We start from the raw sequence: 21,603 nt of genomic DNA, 5'->3' as shown, positions 1-21,603 counted from the left end.
GGTCGATCAGTGCGCGAACGTCCATGCCGACAGGAGGGCGACGGCAAGGACGATCGTCCCGCGTATCGGCACCTGCCAGCGCTCGACCACGGCACGCCGCTCGCTGACCGCCGACAGCGGTCCGGCCATGGTCACGAGCAGGATCCCCGCCCACACCAGCGCGAACACCGGGCGGTCCGCCCGGGTGTCGAACGCGTAGAAAACGATCGAGAACACGAGTACGACCACGAGGAGGATCTGTGGAAGTACGAGCAGCGACATCCTCGGCTGGAACGCCTTCTCGGTGGTACCGGACGAGCGGGGCCGGTATCCGGACGCGACGCGCGCGAGCGCGAGGAGATAGATCGGGGAGTTGAACAGCACGCTTCCCACCGTGCGGGGTGTGGACCTCATACCCGCGTATGCGGCGATGAAGAGCAGGGTGCTGGCGAGGTAGGACAGCCCGAACAGCAGATACGACTGTTGGGATGCCGCGGAAGAGAGCTGGGAACGGAAGACGATGGACAGCATCGGACCCATCGCAAAGATCATCTGAACGGACGCCAGCAGGGGGCTGAGGCTGGTGTGCAGGTAGTGCGCCCGCTGCCAGCCGCTCAGGCCCGGCTTGACCAGCGGGTTGTCGAACAGCAGCAGCCGGGTGCCGTCCATCGCCCAACGCAGGCGCTGCTTGGCATAGACGGCCGCCGTCGCCGGCGCCGTCCCGATCGAAATCGGGACAGGATGGTAGACGCTGGACCAGCCATGGGAATGCAACTCGTACGACGTCTGCACGTCTTCGACGATGTTCCATTCACTGAATCCGCCGACCGATTCGAGCGCGGATCGCCGGTACAGCGTTCCGTTGCCGCAGGAGAACGCGGCGTTGTCGCGGTCCTTCGCCGGCTGCAGGGAGCGGTAGAATATGGTTTCGGCGTTGTTCAGGATGTCGATGCGGCCCGTGTCGAAACACTGGGCGGTGCAGACGAAACCAACGCCGGGGTCACGTAGATAACCGACCACCCGCTCCCCGAGGTCCGGAACCACGAGGTGGTCCGCGTCGAGGGTCAGAATCGCGTCACCGTCGGTGCGGGCCAGCGCGTGGTTGAGATTACCGGCTTTTCCCGGCGTACCGTCGACCCGGGTGAAGCACGGCACACCGAGACGGGCCGCGAGCGCGTCGATCTCCCGCCAGTCCTTCCGGCCGGCGATACGGCCGTCGTTGAGGACGTACGTCTGGTGCGGGTAGTCGACGGCGAGGGCGAAGCGCAGGGTCCGCTCGACCATGGACGCAGGCTCACCGCACACCGTCACGAACACGTCCAGGGTGCCCACCGGCGGTGGGGCCTGGCGGACACCGCCGGGTCGCAGGCGGCTGAGCATCACCGCCGTCCACGATGCGGCCACGTAGGTGACCAGCTCCGCGCCGTAGAACAGGTAACCGATCGCGCTGGTGCCACCGAGTGTCGCCGTCCGCCAGACCAGGTAGATCGCACCGAGCACGATGACGAGCCCACCGGCTACCGGCCCCAGCCGTCTGCCGGCCGGAACAGCCGCCGACGCGCCCGGGCGTCCACGCGGAGGTCCCTCCGTCGACGCTCGGGGCCTGGGCACCAACGGCGAGAGGTCATCGCCAGCCGGCGCGGCAGTGCCGGCCGGTGCTGTGTTACGAGCCATACCTACCACCTTTCGAGAAGATCAACCTATTCGGCAACCAGTCACACGAATACCTTTCGTGCAGAACCGGATAAGTTTTCAATCAATGCGCTTCTCCCGGATGGTGATGGCTGACCGACATGACGACATCGCAAACGTTCGACCTCGATGATTGCAGAGGCAAACCACTGGTGTGACGCAGGGTAAACGTCAGTACTTCTTCCCGGAGCAGCAGCCCCCGACCATCTCAGACCCGCTCGACACCGGTCGCCGGTAATACAACGGTTTGCCCGCCGAAAACAGCGCGGAACACCTGTTCGTCGCGCCGCGCGTTTCGCTTCGGCGGAGTGCGCCCCGGGTCCCGACGCGCTGTGGCCACCGCACCGCGCGAACTCCGGCGGCCCGTACGGACGCCAGCGGAAGTACCCACCGCGGTATCAAACCGGGCGCCATGCCGGCCGCGGATGGAATGTCCCGAAATTGACTTCCATGCCGGACACCGACACCGCCTGGGTCAGCGTAACAGGACAGACGCCGGCGGTCGCCGGGCGGGACTCGGGGTGGGACTTCGGCCTCCGGCGGCACGCCAGAAGCATGATCGCGTTGCTTTGGGCCTCCAGCGACCCGGGTACTCGGACCTCCCGGACGCACCGGATCGGCATCGCCGATCCGGTGCGGAACCCCGGGTACGAAAAACATGCTCGTGCGATCTTCGGCCCGGCCGGCCGACCAGAAAAATGACCATTACGTGATGGCAGTCATACGTCCGGCCTCCGGCAAGGGCGGACCGTCGACACCATGGGATCATGACGACGGGCCGGCAGCGGCGCGATCATGTTCTTTCCGCGCCCGGGGTTCCACCGGATCGATCATCGGATCCGGGGTTCCGGCCGGATCCGAAGTCCGGAAGCTGATCCGGGAGGTCCGGAAGCCGACCCGGTCAGGTCACAGGAGGCCTCGTCCCCGAAGCACCTGGGGCGCGATCACGTAACCCCGACCGGGGTTACCCGAGAGGAGGACCGATGCCGTCCGTGCTGTGGTTGCACGGGGGAGCGTGCAGCGGGAACACCATGTCCTTCCTGAACGCCGACGAGCCGAACGTTGTAGACCTCGTCACCGGGTTCGGGCTCGACCTGCTCTGGCACCCCTCCCTCGCGGCGGAGTCGGGAGCGGACGCACGGAAGCTGCTGCGGGCCTGCGCCCGCGGCGAGACACCGGTGGACGTCCTCGTGTTCGAGGGCTCCGTGATCGAGGGGCCCGAGGGCACCGGCCGCTACGACATGTTCGCCGACCGGCCCATGAAGGACTGGCTGATCGACCTGGCGGGAACGGCCCAGACCGTGGTCGCGATCGGGGACTGCGCCTGTTGGGGCGGGATCGCGGCGACGGCTCCCAACCCGACCGCTTCGACGGGCCTGCAGTTCCACAAGCGCGAACGAGGTGGCTTCCTCGGCGCGGAGTTCCGCTCGCGCGGCGGGCTCCCGGTCATCAACATCCCGGGCTGCCCGGCCCACCCGGACTGGATCACCCAGATCCTCGTCGCGCTCGCGACCGGCCGGGCCGCCGACATCGACCTGGACGAGCTCCAGCGGCCGCGGACGTTCTTCACGACCTTCACGCACACCGGATGCACCCGCACGGAGTTCTTCGAATACAAGCAGTCCACCACCACGTTCGGGGAGGGCACCCGCACGGGCTGCCTGTTCTACGATCTCGGCTGCCGCGGCCCGATGACCCACTCGCCGTGCAACCGCATCCTGTGGAACGGCCAGTCGTCCAAGACCCGCGCGGGCGTGCCGTGCATCGGATGCACCGAGCCCGAGTTCCCGTTCTTCGATCTCGAGCCGGGGACGGTCTTCCGGACGCGCAAGGCCGTCGGTGTCATCCCCCGGGAGGTCCCCGAAGGCACCCGCCACCTCACCTACCTGGCCCAGTCCGCGATCGCGAAGATCGCCGCTCCGGACTGGTCGAAGAAGGACACGTTCGTCGTCTGACGACCCGCCTACCCCAGCTCCCCGACCAGCTTCGTGGCCGGCTTCGTGGCCGGCTTCGTGGCCGGCTCCGCGGCTACGGGCGGAAACCGCGCCGGATGGAAGAAGGACACCGATGACCACCGTCGATCTCAACGTCAGCCCGATGGGCCGGGTCGAGGGGGACCTGGACGTCCGGGTGACGATCAGCGACGGCGTCGTGACCTCCGCGTGGACCCAGGCGTCGATGTTCCGGGGCTTCGAGATCATCCTTCGGGGCAAGGACCCCCAGGCCGGCCTGATCGTGACCCCGCGTATCTGCGGTATCTGCGGTGGCAGCCATCTGTACAAGTCCGCGTACGCCCTCGACGTGGCATGGCGCACCCGGATGCCGCCCAACGCCACGCTGGTCCGTAACATCGCGCAGGCATGCGAGACGCTCCAGAGCATCCCGCGCTACTTCTACGCGCTGTTCGCGATCGACCTGACGAACAAGAAGTACGCGCGCTCGCCCCTGTACGACGAGGCCGTCCGGCGGTTCACCCCGTACACCGGCACCAGTTATGCCCCGGGAGTCGTCCTGTCCGGCAAGCCGACCGAGGTTTATGCGATCTTCGGTGGGCAGTGGCCACACTCCAGCTTCATGGTGCCCGGCGGCGTCATGGGCGCGCCGACCCTGTCCGACGTCACCCGGTCGATCGCCATCCTGGAACACTGGAAGAACAACTGGCTGGAGAAGCACTGGCTCGGCTGCTCGGTCGAGCGGTGGCTGGCCAACCGGAGCTGGGACGACGTGCTGGCCTGGGTCGAGGAGAACTCCTCGCAGCGTGACAGCGACTGCGGCTTCTTCATTCGCTACAGCCGCGACATCGGCCTGGACACCTACGGCGGTGGGATCGGCAACTACCTGGCCACCGGCACCTACTTCCACCCCGATCTCTACGCGACGCCGAGCATCGAGGGGCGTAACGCGGCCCTGATCGCCCGCTCGGGGATCTACTCCAACGGCGAGTTCTTCGACTTCGACCAGGCCCGGGTCCGCGAGGACGTCACTCACTCCTTCTACGAGGGGACGCAGGCACGCCACCCGTTCGAGGGCGAGACCAGACCGGTCGATCCGCAGGTGGGGCGCGAGCAGGGCAAGTACAGCTGGGCGAAATCGCCGCGCTACCACGTGCCGGGGCAGGGATACGTCCCGATGGAGGCCGGGCCGCTGGCCCGCCGGATAGCCGCCGGCGCTCCCGGCGCCGCCGCCCACCAGGACGACGACCCGCTGTTCATCGACATCATCGCCCGGATCGGATCGTCGGTGATGGTCCGCCAGCTCGCCCGGATGCACGAGGCCGCCAAGTACTACCAGTGGACGCGACAGTGGCTCGACCAGCTCGAGCTGCGGGAGAGCTTCTACACCAAACCGGTCGAGCACACCGAGGGCCGCGGTTTCGGAGCCACCGAGGCGGCCCGCGGGTCGCTTGCCGACTGGATCGTCATCGACGACGGCCGGATCGCGAACTACCAGGTGGTCACGCCGACCGCGTGGAACATCGGCCCGCGGGACGGCTCGCAGACGCCCGGCCCGATCGAACAGGCGCTGGTCGGTTCACCGGTCGCCGACGCCGACAACCCGGTGGAGCTCGGGCATGTGGCCCGCAGCTTCGACTCCTGTCTGGTGTGCACGGTGCATGCCTACGACGGGCGGACCGGCCGGCAACTGAGCAAGTTCGTGATCAACGGCGCTGTCTGACCCGGGGGGACACGGACAAGGAGTCGAGTAATGAGCGACACCCGGCCGACCGGGCCCACACGGGATGAACCCGGCTTCGACGTGCTGTCGGAAGCCCTCGACGAGGCGGCAGCCGGCGTCCGGGAGCTGGAACCGGCGGCCCGGCAACGAGCTGAGCAGCTGCGGCACGCTGTCGAGGCTCTCCATGGCAGCGGGATCAACGCGATCGTCCGCAAGCTGCGTGGGGATCACCGCGGTCGGGAGCTGCTGTTCGGGCTCGCGGACGATCCCGTGGTGCGGCTGCTTTTCTCCGTGCACGGGATCCTCCAGCCCACGCCGGTGACCGAGTCGCTGCGTGCGCTGGAGAAGGTCCGCCCGTACCTGCGGGCATACGGCGGGGACGCGGAGCTGGTCCGGGTGGACGGGGACACCGCGTTCCTGCGGGTCAGCGGTACCTGCAACAGCCGCGCCCTGGCCGGGGTGACGTTGCGGGAAGTTGTCAAGGAGGCTCTGATCGGCGGGGTCGAATCGATCGCGCGCGTGGTGATGCTCGCGGGTGATCCGTCCCCGACACTGATCCCGCTGGGCCCGGTGCGCAACCGCGACGGCGGATGGGTGGCGGTCGGCACGGCGGTGGAACTCGGTGACAGGCCGATCACGGCGTTGCACCTTGAGCGGGCCGACGGCGCCGAGGCCGATATCGTGGTCATCAGCCTCGACGGTCGGCTCACCGCCTACCGTGACATCTGCGCCCACCAGGGTCTGCCGATCAACGTGGCGCAGCTCGACCCGGCCACGGGCACCCTCACCTGCCCGCGCCATGGATTCTGCTACGACGCGCACTCCGGCGCGTGCCTGAACTCCCCGGGCGCCAAGCTCATGCAGTTGCCCCTGCGGGTGGACAACGGCCAGGTATGGATACGGCTCGACACGTGACCCTCGGCGGTCCGGGCACTTGGGCCTCCCGGCAGCGCGAGAAAAACATGATCGCGTTGCCTTTGGCCCGCTAGCCGACCTGGCGGATCCCGGGATGGTGCGGCGCCTTCAAGATCTTTCCTGGGGCTCGTTCACCGTTGCCCACCCAGTATCCGCCGTCAAGGCGTAGGCCCGCCTGCTCGGGCGGGATGCACCGGCCGTCAACGCGGTGGGCGTCGAACCCGGCGCCCACCCCCGCGAAGGTCTCGTGGCAGCTCGGACAGTGGGCAGCGGTCAACGCCGTCCACTGCACGTCGCATCGCCCGCAGCCCAGCAGAATCGGGCGATCATAGTCGACGTCCCGGCCAGCCACTGGCTCGCTCCTCACACATGTCCGAGCTCTCGTCCTTCGCGACCATGATTCTTCCGCTCATGTATCGGCAGGCGCTGCTCTCCTGCGCTCACCGTCGCAGTGCCGCAGTGCCGCAGACTATCGGTGTATCCGCCGTGTTTCGTCCTGTCCCCTCCCTCAAGCCTGCCTCCGGTGGGCCAAAAGCAGCATGAAAAACACGATTTCGTGGCTTTTGGCCGGCCTCGGAGGAACAGCCGAGCGCAAAGTGTTGCAGACAGCACCGTCGGACAACTGGTTCACCGACCAGGAGATCCAGGTCAGGAGCTGGACACCACTACTGATCGACTTTCCGGCGCCTACCGAGGGCGACGATGCCGTCGGTGTTGTACTGGTTGGGTATTGTGCCGGCTGGGTGTTGTACTGGCTGGAGAGTGGGCCGGCGCCGGTCTGGTACCAGCAGGCCGGTCCTGGGTTTCGCCGCTCGCCACCCGCTGCCCGCTGCCGGGCTGACAGGCCGACACCGATTCCCCTGGCGCGCTGATTCCCCGGTGGCGGACTCACACCGAGATTGCGGGAGACAGCCGGTCCCCCAGCGGATACACGTACGAAGCAGCGGAGGCGACGTGCGGACCGTCCAGAGCATCGGCCAAGTAGCGCGGATCCATGCCAAAATCGATCAAGGATTCATGATCCAATACCGTCGAATCATGGCAGTGAGGGAGTAGACGGTCGTGATAGCAGCCGTTTCCACACTCAATTTCTTGATCGAAACAGGATGTGCGACCACCTGATCAGCGCCCTCGAGGGCCAACGGCGGCGCGATCATGCTTCTTTCGCGCTCGGGGTCCGGAAGCTGATCCGGGAGGCCCAGGCATCCGGGTCGCCATCCAGACCTGGCCAGATTATGATCTTCGTGTTCCGGCCGGCAGGCAGTCCGGCGCCGCCGTGGGAGCCAGCCGGGACACGACCGTGCGAACTGGAAATGCCGGCTGGTCAGGCCGCCTCCGCCGGCGCGTAGGTCTGGCAGCGCGGACCGCATACTCGGATGCAGGCGTTGCAGCCGATGCACTTGCCGGCGGCCTCGATAGTCATAATCTTGCGTTCGACCTCTTCGTCGTCGTCGAAGGGATCGATCAGTTCACCCTCGTCGTTCACACCCATCAGCCTGAGGACGCCCTGGGCGCAGACCTTGTAACAACGGCCACAGCCGATACACTTCTCCCCGTCCAGCGCCACGATGTACTGGGGTACCCAGGGCGTACCGTCGCGAGTGGCGAACTTCACATGGCTCATTCGAAATCTCCTCGGTCTGCGGTGGTCGGGTGGAGCGCTTTACACCCCATAGCGGTCCGGGGACCCAGACCTCCGGCAGCACGGAAAAAGCATGATCGTGCTGCCTTCGGCCCACTGGGGAACGGCGTCCGATGCGCCATATACACGACCTGTCCGAGGAACCGCCGACAGCAATCACGGAAGTCGCCCAGGGCACCTACGACGCCTACAGGTCCATCTTGGCGTGGGCCACGCGGATGGACACCGTACAAGTACAGAGGTACTCCACCAAACGGTATCTCGACCTCGGCCGCATGGGCGGACGGCTACTTGACCCCCCTACGGCAGAGACTCTCGGCAGTCCGGAAAGCTGGGCCACCGAGGGAAAATTATCCTTTTTGGGTCACCGTGCCACCCGCCGCGGCAAAACGGCTAACACAAAAAGTGTGTAATCCTTTACCGAGAACAGCGAGAGGGCATTCAGCGCCCTACCGTCAGTAGTCATGATGGTGTCGGATGTGATACTCGGTGTACTCGGTGACGGCCCCTTCCGCGGTGGCACCTATCCGGTTCACCCAGGGCAGTCGTTGACATTCAACGCCTCCTGGCTGAATCCGCGATGTCTGGTCTACAGCCCGACAAGCGAGATCGTGGATACCCCGGAGGGTGAGGCGGCCATCCTGCTGTGCGGCGAAGCCCATACCCAGCCGCTGGGCGACTGCCCGCGATGTTCCTGCGGATGGCCCGCTCCGCAGATCCAGGCTCCCTGGGAACAGCCCGTTCCGCAGACCCGTACTCCTCGCGAACAGCCCGCGGCGGCCCAGAAGCGTCACGGGGCTCACCTGTGGATGTTCCACGGAACAGGTCCGATCTGGGACCTCCAGGATCCGGCCGCATAGCCGGCCGCAATCGTGAACACCTGGACACGGCGTGCCCTTGCTGGATGGTCACAGTCGCAGGACCATGTCCGTTGTGCTGCTCTTCGACGAAATTCTCGCGATCTCCGACCCGGTCGAGCGCGCAGCGGTCGCTCACGATCTGCTCTGGGAAGATCATCCTCAGCGGGTGCGTCTGCGTGTCGTCCGCGGCCTGGCGATCCGTGAGGCGATCGGCCTGGGTCTCGCCGTCGAGGAGATAGCGGACCGGCTCCACGTCCGGGTGCCCGATCTGACCTGGATGAGCGACCAGGCAGGCCCCGGCCGGAAGTGACGCCCGGCCGCATGCGATTCGCCCCGCGGACGGAACGTCCCGGTTACTGCCGCTTCGTGCCGTGGACGCCGTAGCCGTAGCCGGACCGCGTCGGACGTGATGGGGGGTGGGCATGGGGGTCGACGGCACCGAGATCGCGGTCGGGGTGATCGACCGTGGGGACGGCCCCGTCGCCCTTCCCGCGGTGGAGATCGTGCCCGAGTCCGGGGTGTACGACTACGCCGCCCGGTACACCGTAGGGGCAACCGGCTTCTTCTGCCCTGCCCGGCTCGACGCCTCCGTTGCCCGCCGTGCCGCGGAGGCGGCGGTGACCGCCCACCGCACGCTCGGCCTGCGGGACCTCTCCCGCACCGACATGATCGTGACCGCCGGCGGTGAGGTATACGTCCTGGAAACCAACGTCGTTCCCGGCATGACACCCACCAGCACTTTCCCCATCGGCCTGGAAGCAGCTGGGCTGGACTTCGCGGCCGTCTGCCGTGACCTCGCTGCCCGGGCCGCCCGGGCCGCCCGAGGCGCCCGGCGTCATCCCGGCTGACATATCCGGGTCCACCGATATCATCAAACCAATATCGTCAAACCCCGCTCGTGGCCACCGGCGCGAATCTTATCGCATCATTTCGGTGACCAATCGATGGTTCGACGATTCGTGCGGTTCCCGCCGTCGCCAATTCAGTATCGATTCATCGGGGAGTAATGCTGCCCGGCAAGTCTTTTACTCGGCTGTTGGCCGCGGTATCGCGTCACCACCTGCCCGGCGATGCAGGTGAATCGCGAGGGAGCGGTACGGATGGCCGACGGCCGACGCTGTCGTGTCCTGTGTCTGGGTATGACCACGAGAAGGAGAGGGCCCGGCCATGAGCTCTGCCTCGACATCGGATGCCCCCGGCGCTGCCGCCCCCCTGGCGTTCGGTGCCTTCGACCCCGCACGCCGCGCCGACCCCTACCCGAGCTACCGTGCCCTGCGTGAGGCGGATCCGTTGTACCGCATCCCGCTGGGGGATCTCCAGGCCACTCTGGTGACGCGCTACGACGGCTGCGTGACCGCCCTGTCGGAAACAGCGTGGGGACGCGGCGAGGTGGGGAGCAACGCATGGCGCCCCGCCGATGCGCTGGATGGTGGGCTCAGGTCATTCCTGCGGATGAACCCGCCCGGCCACACCCGGCTGCGCGGGCTGGTCAGCAAGGCTTTCACCCCCCGGGTGATCGCCGCTCTGGAGCCACGGATCACATCCTGGGTCAATTCGCTGATCGACACCGCGCTTGAGGCGGGCGACGTCGACCTGATCGACGCCTTCGCCCGCCCGCTCCCGCTGCGTATCATCTGCGAACTGCTGGGCGTGCCCGCACAGGACGAGAAGACGTTCCGGGGCTGGGCCAACGACCTAACCCGCGGGCTCGACCCGGACTACCTGCTCACACCCGACGAGCTGGCTCGGCGCGTCACCTCCTCCCGCGACTTCGACGCCTACTTCAGGGAGCTGATCGCACAGCGCCGAGCCCGGCCGACAGAGGACCTGCTCAGCCGTCTGGTGGCGGTGCAGGACCACGGTGACGTGCTGAGCGAGACCGAACTGCTGGAGCTCTGTGCCCTGCTGCTGGTCGCCGGGTACGAAACGACGGTCAACCTGATCGGCAACGCCGTCCTGGCGCTGCTGCGCAATCCCGACCAGCTTGCTCTCCTGCGCGCCGATCCCGGCCTCATGCCCTCCGTCATCGACGAGACGTTGCGCTACGACTCACCCATCCAGCTCGTCGGCCGTGTGGCTCTGCGGGACACCGAGATCGCCGGACATGCGTTCGCTCAGGGTGAAGTAATCATCGTCCTGTTCGCGTCCGCCCAGCGGGACCCGAGCGTCTTCGCGGACCCGGACCGCTTCGACGTCACCCGCTACGCCGGAACCACTCCCGCTCCCCGTCACCTCGGTTTCGGTCTGGGCATCCACTACTGCCTCGGCGCGCCCCTCGCCCGGCTGGAGGCGGAGATCGCCATGCGGGCGCTCATCCGCCGTGCTCCGGACCTCGCCCTGGCCATGGACCCACCGCCCTACCGGCCGCACCTGACCATACGCAGCCTCGCGGCCCTGCCCGTCCGGCTGTCGTCCTGACCCGTCCCGTGTCCTGACCCGTCCCGACCATTATGGACGATCACGGCGAATGGATGACCGGGACGGACGACCGCGATGGGCAACCGCGGCGAACGGATGACCACGTGAAAAAGCGCTGACGGAGGGGAGACACGCACCGTCAGCGCCCGCAGACACACAGCGTCCCGGAGACGCGCGCCGTCAGCCCCCGGGAGTGCCTGTCTCAGCCTCCTGAACCCCAGCCTCCTGAACTGCGGAGGTGGACACCTTCCTCGGCGTGGTCGGGTGCGCCCAACCGAACCGGACGACTCCGGCTGCCACTGCCGGGCGCAGCAGCACTGTGGGGGCGTCCACGAGGTTCAGCATGCTCATCAGGGCGCGCGCCACCGTGGCGTCCTGGTGTGCCGCGACCTGTACCCGCTCCGCATACGGGCCCACCAACCGGTTACGCAGGCTGCGTCGCCCCCGGACGCCGGGATAACGCAGGTCGGCACCGTTTGCCATGTCCCACGCGACGTCCACGAGATGTGCGGCCTGCTGGTAGAAACGAGCCGGCAGATTCGGCCCGCCGGCCCGCAGGCAGTCCTGCAGCGCCCGCACCTGCTGGGCCGCCACGGTCATTCCCTGAGCATAGAGCGGATTGAAGCTGCACACCGCGTCACCGATGGTGAGGAATCCTTCGGGTGGATTCTTCAGGCGCTCGTAGTGCCGACGCAGCGAACCGGAGAAACGGTGGGGTACCGGGTCGCTCAGCGCCTCGGTCGAGGTGACGATGTCGTAGATGTCGGGTACGGGCAGGGTCCGGGCGAACGCCTCGAAACCCGCGGGATCCGTCGGCGGATGGTCACCGAGCATTCCGGCGAGCGTGATGTGCCAGCGGTCACCCTCCAACGCGACGGCGCCGCCGCCACGGAATCCGGGCATGGTGGAGATTATGATCGAACGGTAATCGTCGAGATGTCCGGGACGGTAACGGTAGAAACGCGACGCATAACCGAGATCCACGTCGATCCGCTGCTCGGGCGGCCGGGGCAGGTCAAGGGCGGCCAGCCAGTCCGGGCCGCGGGAGGCGCGGCCGGTCGCATCCACGACGAGGTCCGCGTAGATGAGCTGGGTACGCACGGGATCCGCGCGGGTGAGATCCACCTCGTCAGCTCCCGGGTCGGTCGGCCGCGGGCCCTCGTCGCCCACGGCGCGAGATGACCGGGCGACACGCACGCCGATGATCCGGTCAGGAGCGTCGGGTGCCGCGACAAGCCCGGCCGCGGACGTCCGCTCGACGAACTCCACGCCGGGAATCTTCCGCAGTCTCGTCCGCAGGACGTCCTCCAGCAACCCCCTGCTGGCAAGTATCGAGATCAGCCCGGTTGGGGTCGAACGGACCCGCAGCCCCCGCAGGTACCAGCGGGAACCCACCAGGGTCTCGATCGTGGACGCACCCCGCTCCGTCAGTTCCGTGGTCAGCCCGGGAAACAGCTCCTCTATGATCTGGCGTCCGCGGTCGAGCAGCCCGTGCAGATGCCTTCCCTGGGGTGCTCCACGGCGCGAGTCCCCGTCGAGAAGCACGTCCCGTTCCAGCACCGTGACCCGGCCGAAGGTCTCCGACAGCACCCGGGCGGCCAACAGCCCGGCGATCCCGGCGCCGAGGACGACCGCGTGACCATGCCCGTCCGCGGCCCGCCGGACCGGCGACGGTCGGCTGTACAGCGGATCCCGCGGACCGGGCCGCGATTCCTGGTCCGATATCGGGGGCACTCCGCCGTACTCCATCACGCCTCCCGTGGCCGTCGTGTATTCCCAACCGGCGTGGTTCGACCGCTCCGGGAGCTTTCCCGACGCCTCGTCCGCCTGCCGTGTCGTCCCGCCGCCAACCACTGATCCGGCGATTCCGGCCGCGTTGCCATCGATATTTTGAGTCCGTCACCGCTCCGACGTCAACCGGACCCGCGAAGATTGACAAGAAGATTGACAAAATGCATCGGGAGCCTTCGTTCCCCCGCGCCGGGAAGCACCGTAACCGCAGGTCATGAGCTTGCCCATACTCTTTACCTTGCCCTTTGCGCAACCCTTCCATTATCAGCTGATCCGATTGGTTCATTCGATGTCATAATGGCCGGCGCCAGCGCGGTCCGGGCCGCCACCAAGCCCGTCAGATTCCCGTACCGGCATGTAAATAGACCGTTCACCGAGCCGCCAGCCGGGCGTGCTGAAATACCGTTTCACTGGACGATCCGGTGCGTTCGGCGATTTCATCACCGGTGCCGGCGCCAGATACATCAGCCGGTGCGGTCGAGGCCTGAGACAACCGGTGACGACGGCACCGAAGAATCGTGAGAGGGAGCCGATATGGACGTGGCGACGACCCCGGTGAAAACGCCGAACAACCCTGCCGCGCCGCCGCCCCTGCTGAACGAACTGTTCGACCCGGCGAACCGGGCCGACCCGTACTCCCGGTACGACGATCTGCGCGACGCCGGCCCGCTGCACATGTCGGCCTTCGGGCTGCACCTGGCAACCCGCTACGAGGACTGCGTCAAGATCCTGCAGAGCGGGGACTGGGGGCACGACAAGGAGGCGGAGCAGCTGCACCCCACCATCCCGGCGTCGGCCTTCCCGGACACCTTCCTGTGGATGGAGCCGCCCGACCATACCCGGCTACGTGGTCTGGTCACCAAGGGCTTCACGGCACGCCGGGTGGCCGGCCTCCGGCCGCGTATCGAGGAACTCGTCAACGAGCTGATCGACGCCGCGCTCGACGCCGGCGAGTTCGATTTCATCGAGACGATCGCCTACCCACTACCGCTCACCATGATCTGCGAGATCCTGGGCGTGCCCGCCGAGGACCACACGCTGGTGCAGAAGTGGTCGCAGGCGCTTTCCCGCGCGTTCGACCCGGACGTCTACATGACCCCCGAGGCCCTCACCGCTCGTAACGAAGCACTGCCGGAGTTCGCCGGGTACTTCCGCCAGCTCGTCGACGAACGGCGGCAACACCCGGGAGACGACCTGATCAGCTCCCTGGCCGCGGTGGAGGACCAGGGCGACCGGCTCACCGCCGACGAACTGCTGGGCACCTGCATCACCCTCATCATCGCCGGCCACGAGACGACCGTGAACCTGGTCGGCAACGGCGCCCTCGCCCTGCTACACAACCTCGACCAGCTCGACCTGCTGCGCAGGCGGCCGGAGCTGATCCCCAGGGCCGTCGACGAGCTGCTCCGCTACGACTCGCCCATCCACATGAACACCCGCGCCGCCAAGCGGGAACTGGTGGTCGGCGGCCGGACCTTCGCCCCCGGGGAAGGCGTGGTCGCGCTGATCGCCTGCGCGAACCGTGACCCGGACGCCTACGACGAGCCGGACCGACTCGACGTCACCCGCTTCTCCGGGGAGCAATCGGTCTCCCGTCATCTGTCCTTCAGCCTCGGTCACCACTACTGCCTGGGCGCACCGCTCGCCCTGCTGGAGATGGAGATCTTCCTCGACACCTGGGTCAGCCGCGTCGGGACCGCCGAGCTCCTCACAGCCGAGCCGACGTACAAGCCGAACATCCTCATCCGCGGTCTGGCGAACCTTCCCGTGCGCTTCCAGGCGTAGGCAACCACCGTTCAAGTGATCATTACCGGAAGTTCGCCCGGAGTCCGCGCCGGTGACGCGACGGCGCGGCTCCTGGTATCCACGCTCTGCCTCGACGTCATCGTCCTGTCCCTGATACAGACCCTGGTCGTGCCCGCGCTGACCGAAATCGCGGGACAGCTTCATACGACCGCGGCGACCGTGGGCTGGGCGGTCACGGCGAACCTGCTCGCCGCCGCGGTACTCACCCCGCTCCTCGGCAGGCTCGGAGACCTCCGTGGAAAGCGTCGCGTACTGCTGGGAGTCCTGGCGGTGGTCGTGGCGGGCTCACTACTGGCCGCGGCCACCGCATCCGTGCCGCTGCTCATCCTCGGCCGGGTGCTGCAGGGAGCCTCGTACGGCATCTTCCCGCTGACCATGGGCGTGCTGCGGGATGAAATCCGCACCGACCGGCTGACCTTCGCGATGGCCGTGGTCAGCGGGATGCTCGGGCTCGGCAGCGGGCTCGGCGTCGGCCTGGCCGGAATGCTTACCCGTAACCACGGCGACTATCATCAGATCTTCTGGCTTGCCACCGTGGCCGGTTTCCTCGCTCTCCTCCTGACCGCGGCCGCGGTCCCGCACCGGGACGGTCATGCTTCGGGAACGGTGGACTGGTTCGGTGCCGGGCTACTCGGTGCGGCGCTCGTCCTGCTGCTCCTGCCGCTGTCAGAGGGCAACGACTGGGGATGGACCTCCGCAGCCACCCTCTGCTGCTTCACCGCCTGCGCAGTGCTGTTCGCGGTATGGCTCGGCGTCGAGAACCGGGTCGGCACGCCGCTGGTCGCTCCGAGGCTGCTCGCCCACCGACCCGTCCTCATCACAAACCTCGCCGGACTGTTCCTCGGAGTGGGGATGTTCACCGGCTTCCTCGGCATCTCCCACCTCGTCGAGACGCCCCGCGCCGAGGCCGGCTACGGCTTCAGCGCCAGTGTCCTCGCGGCCAGCAACGTCTATCTGCTTCCCGGAGTGGTGGCCGGCGTGCTCGTCGTACCTTTCGGCGGCAGGGTGGTACGACGCCACGGCGGCCAGGCGACGCTCCTGGCCGCCACCGTCCTCGGCGTCACCGGGTTCGCTCTCCTTGCCTTGCTGCATGACGCAACCTGGGAGGTCATCCTCGGTGGAGTGATCGTCAACTTGTCGATCACCTTTGGGTACGCCGCCATACCCCCTCTGCTCGTTCTGGCGGTACCGCCAGGTGAAACCGCGATCGCCAACAGCATCAATTCCATCGCGCGCACGGTGGGCAGCGCGCTCGCCAGCGCCATGACCGTCACCCTGCTGACCAGCCGGCTCCTGCCCATGGGCATGACCCGCGAATCCTCCTACACCATCGCGTTCGCGATCGCAGCCGCGGGATACACCGTTGCCGGCCTGCTCGTCGGCCTCGGCCTGAAAAGCGGGCACCGCCTGGAGCCGGCAGACCCTGGACGACCTCCGGTGATGAGCGCGGCCTGACGCGGGTCGGGCGATCCCGCGTCCGGCGCGAGCAGGCGTCCGTATACCGTATGACGATGTTCTCCGATACCTGCGGGCCCCGTGCTGGTGGAGTCCTTTGATGGCCGGCCAGTCCAGGCGCGGCGGCAATGGCGTGGCCCGCGGTGGTCAGGGCGGCCGCGCGGCCAAGGCCGGGTCACACCGTAAAGGCGCGTCGGCCGGTAGCGGGGGGCAGCGGCGAAAGAGCCTGCAGGGACGTGGAGCGACCCCACCAGCCGAGATGCGTCCCGGCCACCCGGCCCAGCGTCGGGCAGCTGCGGCCACCGCTGGCGAGGCACGGCGTCCCAGCGGACCTCGCGCCGCCGACAAGAACGGGCAGCGTGACGACCGGACTCGTGACGACCGAGGCCGTGACGACCGGGCTCGCGGCGCCAGGACCCGTGACGACCGGGCCACCGGTGATATCGGGGCTCGCGGCCCCCGCGCGCCGCAGCGGAGCCGCACGGGCGGGCCTGCCTGGGCTGGTCCGGCCCGCGCGGGGCGCTCCGGCCGTGCGGAACGGGACGAGCGGGGCGAACTCGACGAGCTGGTGGTCGGCCGCAACGCGGTGGTCGAGGCGCTGCGGGCGGGCGTCCCGGCGTCCGTCCTCTACATAGCTGCTGGAACCGAGTACGACGAACGTCTTGACGAGGCCCGTCGCCTTGCCCCGCGCGGCGGGGTGGCCGTCGCGGACGTCGCACGGACCGAACTGGACCGGATATGCGGTTCCGCGCCGCATCAGGGGCTGGCGCTGTCGATACCGCCCTTTCAGTACGCCCATCCCGACGACCTGCTCGCCCGCGCGCAGGGAGCGCCACCAGGACTGTTGGTGGCCCTGGACGGCGTGACCGACCCGCGCAACCTCGGTGCGGTCATCCGGTCGGCGGCGGCGTTCGGCGCGCATGGGGTCATGGTGCCCGAGCGGCGGGCAGCCGGCGTCACCGCCGCGGCCTGGAAGACGTCGGCCGGCGCCGCGGCCCGGTTGCCGGTAGCGCGGGCGACGAACCTTGTGCGCGCGCTGACGAGCTGGGCGCAGGCCGGTCTGTTCGTGGTGGGGCTCGCCGCGGACGGCGAGATCAGCCTGGACGACCTGGAGATGACTTCCGACCCACTCGCGCTGGTTGTCGGCTCGGAAGGACGCGGCCTGTCGAGGCTGGTCGGGGAACACTGCGATCTGACCGTGCGGATCCCGATGCTCGGGGAGGTCGAGTCGCTCAACGCCGGGGTCGCCACGGGTGTGGTGCTGGCGGAGATCGCCCGCCGCCGGCGGGTGGATGGAGCGGGGAGCGCCAGCCGAGGGTAGGGCCTCACCCGAGAGCCGGTTGACCGGCCTCTCCCGAGGGGAGGTCCGCCGGGGTCTCACGGCCGAGAACGCTCACTCAGTCCGCCCTCGGCCGATCCTGCTGGTTTTTCCACCAATCCTGCTGGTTGCCCTCGGTTTCTGGTTGCCCTCGGTTTCTACTGGCCGGGTTTCTACTGGCCTGCCGCCTGCGGCCAGTGCAGCGCCGCCGGTGACGCGGATGGCGCGGAGCGTCCGGTCTCATCGTCAAGAATGGCGACGGTCCGCTCGAGCAGGGAACGAAACTCCTCCGACTCGGCGGGGGTGAAGACGGCGGCAAGGCGCTGCTCGACCGCGAGCGCGACGGCGTCCGCCCGGTGCAACAGCACCCAGCCGGACTGGGTCAGTCGGCACTGGAAGACCTTGGCATGGACGTCCGACTGCTCACGCACGATCAGCCCCTTCGCCTCGAGCGTGAGCAGCAGGCTTGCCATCGACTGGGGCGTGACCATACATCGGCGGGCGAGCTGGGCACCGGAAAGCCCGGGTGACTCGGCAAGCGTGAACAGTACTGTGTACTGGGGGACGGACAGACCGACGTCGCGCAGCGCCCGGGTCTTCTCGCGGATGAGCGCCTGTTCAGCCCGCTTGATCGAATGCCCGAGGCGGGATACGGCGGCAGCGAGCGGTAGTTCGCCCCACTCCATTTCGTGGTCTCTCCTCTCACATACCACCGGTCCCACATACCACCGGGCGGATACGCCGACGTCCGAGTCCAGATATCCTTCGCCCCCTCCGGCGAACGGCGCGAAAAGGGCGACGTCTCCACTCTAATACTCCCTACCCATTCCCAACCGGCAGTGTCGTATATACCAGTTCCCGTGGTGGAAGCGTGGATGCGGCGATGTGCCGGGTAGTCATGCCGACGTGACGGCCGGTCAACCCACCGACCTAGCGGAAACCCAAAGTAATGGCCAGCGAGCACAGGTGTGGGTCGATTCACAGGACGTGTGTGGCCTCACAAGAATCCGACCGCACCAGATCATGGCGCTCTTCCGCCGTTAGCATGGCTTCTCACGCTTCAGCGAGGAGGCGGACGACATGGGTGTCAATATGTTCGGGCCGGAACGTGGGCCGAGGTTCAGCAAGTTCTCCGAGATGGTCGCCGACGACCTCCGGGGCAGGATGGCGCGCGGTGAGGTCAGGCCCGGCGAGCATCTCCCGCCGGAGAGCGAGCTGATGGACATATACGGTGTCGCGAGGCCGACAATGCGCGAGGCCTTGCGCATCCTCGAGTCCGAATCCTTGATCGTTCTTCGTCGCGGCTCCCACCTGGGACCACTCGTTCAGGAGCCGGACACCCGGGTTCTCGCGCGGCAGACCGGTCTGCGACTGCAGATGCAGGGAACTTCTGTCCGGGACCTGGTTGAGGCGCGGGCGGTGGTGGAACCGGGCGCGGTGGCGCTGGCAGCAGCACGCCGGAGCGGATCAGACCTCCAGGAAATGCGTGACTGCCTGCTGACCGCCGGCAGGTCGCGCAGCATTCTCGACTTTTCCCGCCCGTCCGTCGACTTTCGCATCCTGGTCGTGCGGTCGTCCCACAACAGGACCCTGATACTGATGGCGGAACTCGTCTCGACCCTGCTCCGGAAGGAATACGAATCCGTTCTGCGGAATATCGCCGAAGCGGACGGACGCCGGTTCATCCAACAATCGGTCGCCCGGTACGAACGCCTGACTGACCTGATCGAAAATCGTGACGTGCAGGGCGCCGTCGAATTCTGGCAGAACCACGGTACGGTCGACGCGGAGTTCGGGACGAGCAGTCTGCAACCGGGCCCGATGCTCGCGGTCTATTCCTGACCCACTGACCGAGGCTGGCCGGCACATGTCAGCAGGTGTCGGCACGTTCTCCCGAGATTCGACCGCTGCCGAGACCTGACCGGCCGGCTCGGGACGAGTTCCGACACGACGACTCCCGTCGGACACGCCTCCCCCGGTCGGGCTCAGGGCGAGGTGTCCGGGTCGGGGCCCGGCCATCAGGCATCGCGGGGTGGGGCGGCCCGCGGGAGGGTCCGCGTTCACCTCGGGGAGCTGGAAGAACTGGGCCGGGCGCCGCCGCGCTGGAAGCGTCCGGCAGTGGCGGGGAGCGAACCGCTGGCGCAACCGGAGTCCCACCGATCACCAACCCCGAGGAGCATGATCCGCCTTCGATGCCCTACGCTGGGGAGGTTCCCGGACCAGCCGGCGTGGCGCAACTGGCAGCGCACTCGACTTGTAATCGAGCGGTTAGGGGTTCGAATCCCCTCGCCGGCTCCGAAATCCTTGTGGCACAGGCGGTTTCGGTGACAATAATGATCATTTTGCTGTCGAACCCCACGCTTACCCCACGCTTTGGGCTCGGATCGATGTTCGTCGTCGGTGAGCATCCTTGCCGCACCGGCGGCGAGTTTGTGGTCCTGGTCACACCTGAGAGGGTGTTCTGTGAGCCTTCGCCGGGTCTCGGGCTGACTGGAACGCCTCGAGATCACCCGGGCGACGGGGCTGGAACTGTCCGCCGAGGACAACGCCACACCGGTCGAGATGCCGCCGGGCTATCGCGAGGTGGTGGCCCTGTTCGAGCATGACGGGAACGGGCTGCGCGCCAAGGACACCTGCCGGGCGCTGGGCGCCGGCACCGACCCCCGCCACGTCGAGAGCATGCGCGCCAAACTGAAACGCCTCGTCGACCGCGGCGTGCTCACCGAACCCGACCCCGGCCTGTTCGTCCTGCCCCGACCCACCCCAGAGATCAACTCAAGCTGAGACCCGACGAAAACTCACAGAACACCAACCCAGAGCGCGGCCGGCCCCGATCGCCCGTTTGGCGTACACCATTTTCACATGATCCTTTCGGCATCGTGAACCGACCCGCCGCTCGGCGGGCAGACAGCCGCGGCCGGACTGCTCCGTCGGGAATCAGGCGGGCCTGATGCCTCGCCGAAAGAAGGGAAAGCGCCGATGGGGCATTTCGGGTTCGTCGAGGCGGGCGCGATCGGTCTCCTACAAGGGATCACGGAACTGTTTCCGGTGTCCAGTCTCGGACACAGCGTGCTCGTCCCCGCGTGGATCGGTGGGAGCTGGGCGCGGGACCTGGACGTCTCCGCGCCGGAATCGCCCTACCTGGCCTTCATCGTCGCCGTACACGTCGCTACCGCGATCGCCCTGATCACGTTCTACTGGCGCGGCTGGGTCCGGATCACCAGGGGTCTGGCGGTATCGGTACGGGACCGCCAGGTCCGGACATCCGACCAGCGACTCGGCTGGCTCCTGATTATCGCGACGGTTCCGGTAGGAGTCAGCGGTCTCCTGCTGGAGCACACTTTCCGCACCACGCTCGGCAAACCGCTGTCGGCAGCGTTGTTCCTGACCGTCAACGGGGGCGTGCTGCTCGCTGGGGAGCGGCTGCGGCGGAGGAACACGGCGCCCCGCGGACCCGGGTCCGCGCCCGCTCCGGTGACGACGGCGCCGATCACCGGCAGGTTCACCGCCGGGAGACCGACTCCGACGCCCGCCACGGGCGCTCCTGAAGGCACCACCCCGGGATCGGCCGGCCCGGCGCCGCTGTCCGTCGGTGCCGCCGCGGACCTGGCCGCCGACCAGAGACTGGCCGCACTCCCCGCGAGGGGCGCTCTTGTTGTCGGCTTCGCCCAGGTCGCCGCACTCGCACCGGGGATCAGCCGATCGGGCGTGAGCATGGTGGCCGGTCTGGTCCGCGGCCTGTCCCACGAGGACGCGGCTCGGTTCGCGTTCCTGCTGGCCACCCCGGTGATCTTGGCTGCGGGCCTGCTCAAGCTGCCGGATCTGTTCGGCCCGCTCGGCAACGGGGTACGGGGGCAGACCCTGTTCGGGGCGGCGGTCGCGGGTGTCGCGGCCTATCTGTCGGTGCGGTTCCTCAGCCGCTGGTTCGAAACCCGGACGCTCGCCCCGTTCGCGTTCTACTGTCTCGCCGTCGGATTCGTGTCCGTACTGAGGTTCGGTCCCTTCTCGTTCTGATTTCGCGGGCCCCGAGGCGCTCTGCCCGTGAGACGATC

Annotated in this window: 17 protein-coding genes, 1 tRNA gene and 1 pseudogene; 14 read left to right on the top strand and 5 right to left on the bottom strand. The window is 67.7% G+C overall.

Annotation, left to right across the window (positions count from 1 at the left end; all coding sequences use genetic code 11):
* Positions 1-6: 6 nt before the first annotated feature.
* The gene (locus CV1CTNOD_RS02140; RefSeq protein ID WP_131784494.1) at positions 7-1,653 is read right to left on the bottom strand and encodes a glycosyltransferase family 2 protein; all 1,647 of its coding nucleotides are present in this window, start codon (positions 1,651-1,653) and stop codon (positions 7-9) included.
* Between the two features lie 1,001 nt (positions 1,654-2,654).
* Between CV1CTNOD_RS02140 and CV1CTNOD_RS02135 the strand changes: the two genes are divergently transcribed.
* The 3 genes from CV1CTNOD_RS02135 to CV1CTNOD_RS02125 all read left to right on the top strand — a co-directional run bounded on the left by CV1CTNOD_RS02135 (position 2,655) and on the right by CV1CTNOD_RS02125 (position 6,261).
* A complete protein-coding gene (locus CV1CTNOD_RS02135) occupies positions 2,655-3,626 on the top strand; it encodes a hydrogenase (RefSeq protein WP_131784493.1) in 972 nt (323 codons plus the stop codon).
* 112 nt (positions 3,627-3,738) lie between these two features.
* Positions 3,739-5,346: a nickel-dependent hydrogenase large subunit gene (locus tag CV1CTNOD_RS02130; protein ID WP_131784492.1), complete on the top strand. Its 1,608-nt coding sequence runs from the start codon at positions 3,739-3,741 to the stop codon at positions 5,344-5,346.
* A 30-nt stretch (positions 5,347-5,376) separates the two neighbouring features.
* Entirely contained in the window at positions 5,377-6,261 is an 885-nt protein-coding gene (locus CV1CTNOD_RS02125; protein ID WP_131784491.1) for a NifU family protein, read from the top strand.
* 70 nt (positions 6,262-6,331) lie between these two features.
* On the opposite strand, the gene CV1CTNOD_RS02120 is transcribed toward CV1CTNOD_RS02125, so the two are convergent.
* Both CV1CTNOD_RS02120 and fdxB read right to left on the bottom strand, forming a co-directional pair.
* Entirely contained in the window at positions 6,332-6,613 is a 282-nt protein-coding gene (locus tag CV1CTNOD_RS02120; RefSeq protein WP_131784490.1) for a hypothetical protein, read from the bottom strand.
* Positions 6,614-7,585: 972 nt separating this feature from the next.
* On the bottom strand, positions 7,586-7,885 hold the full coding sequence (gene fdxB, locus CV1CTNOD_RS02115; RefSeq protein WP_131784489.1) for a ferredoxin III, nif-specific: 300 nt from the start codon (positions 7,883-7,885) through the stop codon (positions 7,586-7,588).
* A 482-nt stretch (positions 7,886-8,367) separates the two neighbouring features.
* Between fdxB and CV1CTNOD_RS02105 the strand changes: the two genes are divergently transcribed.
* From CV1CTNOD_RS02105 to CV1CTNOD_RS02090, 4 genes and pseudogenes are all read left to right on the top strand, one after another.
* Entirely contained in the window at positions 8,368-8,763 is a 396-nt protein-coding gene (locus CV1CTNOD_RS02105; protein WP_131784487.1) for a hypothetical protein, read from the top strand.
* A gap of 31 nt (positions 8,764-8,794) precedes the next feature.
* Positions 8,795-9,073, top strand: coding sequence for a hypothetical protein (locus tag CV1CTNOD_RS02100; RefSeq protein ID WP_241255407.1), 279 nt, complete (start codon positions 8,795-8,797; stop codon positions 9,071-9,073).
* Positions 9,074-9,191: 118 nt separating this feature from the next.
* A pseudogene (locus CV1CTNOD_RS02095) lies at positions 9,192-9,611 on the top strand (D-alanine--D-alanine ligase); the annotation flags it as partial.
* 319 nt (positions 9,612-9,930) lie between these two features.
* The gene (locus tag CV1CTNOD_RS02090) at positions 9,931-11,181 is read left to right on the top strand and encodes a cytochrome P450 (RefSeq protein ID WP_131784486.1); all 1,251 of its coding nucleotides are present in this window, start codon (positions 9,931-9,933) and stop codon (positions 11,179-11,181) included.
* Positions 11,182-11,361: 180 nt separating this feature from the next.
* On the opposite strand, the gene CV1CTNOD_RS02085 is transcribed toward CV1CTNOD_RS02090, so the two are convergent.
* Entirely contained in the window at positions 11,362-12,930 is a 1,569-nt protein-coding gene (locus CV1CTNOD_RS02085) for an NAD(P)/FAD-dependent oxidoreductase (RefSeq protein ID WP_207386127.1), read from the bottom strand.
* A gap of 576 nt (positions 12,931-13,506) precedes the next feature.
* Between CV1CTNOD_RS02085 and CV1CTNOD_RS02080 the strand changes: the two genes are divergently transcribed.
* The 3 genes from CV1CTNOD_RS02080 to rlmB all read left to right on the top strand — a co-directional run bounded on the left by CV1CTNOD_RS02080 (position 13,507) and on the right by rlmB (position 17,554).
* Positions 13,507-14,757 carry a cytochrome P450 gene (locus CV1CTNOD_RS02080; protein WP_131784485.1) on the top strand — a complete coding sequence of 417 codons (1,251 nt, stop codon included), beginning with the start codon at positions 13,507-13,509 and terminating at the stop codon, positions 14,755-14,757.
* A 15-nt stretch (positions 14,758-14,772) separates the two neighbouring features.
* Positions 14,773-16,233: an MFS transporter gene (locus CV1CTNOD_RS02075; protein WP_131784484.1), complete on the top strand. Its 1,461-nt coding sequence runs from the start codon at positions 14,773-14,775 to the stop codon at positions 16,231-16,233.
* A 100-nt stretch (positions 16,234-16,333) separates the two neighbouring features.
* Positions 16,334-17,554, top strand: a complete 1,221-nt coding sequence (gene rlmB, locus CV1CTNOD_RS02070; RefSeq protein ID WP_131784483.1) for a 23S rRNA (guanosine(2251)-2'-O)-methyltransferase RlmB — start codon at positions 16,334-16,336, stop codon at positions 17,552-17,554.
* Positions 17,555-17,724: 170 nt separating this feature from the next.
* Here the strand turns inward: rlmB and CV1CTNOD_RS02065 are convergent, their stop codons facing one another.
* Entirely contained in the window at positions 17,725-18,237 is a 513-nt protein-coding gene (locus CV1CTNOD_RS02065) for a MarR family winged helix-turn-helix transcriptional regulator (protein WP_131784482.1), read from the bottom strand.
* A gap of 394 nt (positions 18,238-18,631) precedes the next feature.
* Between CV1CTNOD_RS02065 and CV1CTNOD_RS02060 the strand changes: the two genes are divergently transcribed.
* From CV1CTNOD_RS02060 to CV1CTNOD_RS02045, 4 genes are all read left to right on the top strand, one after another.
* Entirely contained in the window at positions 18,632-19,393 is a 762-nt protein-coding gene (locus CV1CTNOD_RS02060; protein WP_131784481.1) for a FadR/GntR family transcriptional regulator, read from the top strand.
* A gap of 380 nt (positions 19,394-19,773) precedes the next feature.
* Positions 19,774-19,846, top strand: a tRNA-Thr gene (locus CV1CTNOD_RS02055).
* A gap of 267 nt (positions 19,847-20,113) precedes the next feature.
* Positions 20,114-20,335 carry a hypothetical protein gene (locus CV1CTNOD_RS02050; RefSeq protein ID WP_242606295.1) on the top strand — a complete coding sequence of 74 codons (222 nt, stop codon included), beginning with the start codon at positions 20,114-20,116 and terminating at the stop codon, positions 20,333-20,335.
* Positions 20,336-20,530: 195 nt separating this feature from the next.
* A complete protein-coding gene (locus CV1CTNOD_RS02045) occupies positions 20,531-21,565 on the top strand; it encodes an undecaprenyl-diphosphate phosphatase (protein ID WP_131784479.1) in 1,035 nt (344 codons plus the stop codon).
* The last annotated feature ends 38 nt before the right edge of the window (positions 21,566-21,603 follow it).

Source organism: Protofrankia symbiont of Coriaria ruscifolia (assembly GCF_900634745.1).
Taxonomy (GTDB): domain Bacteria; phylum Actinomycetota; class Actinomycetes; order Frankiales; family Frankiaceae; genus Protofrankia; species Protofrankia californiensis.
Note: the sequence above shows the minus strand (reverse complement) of the source record. Positions and strands in the feature narration are given on the sequence as shown.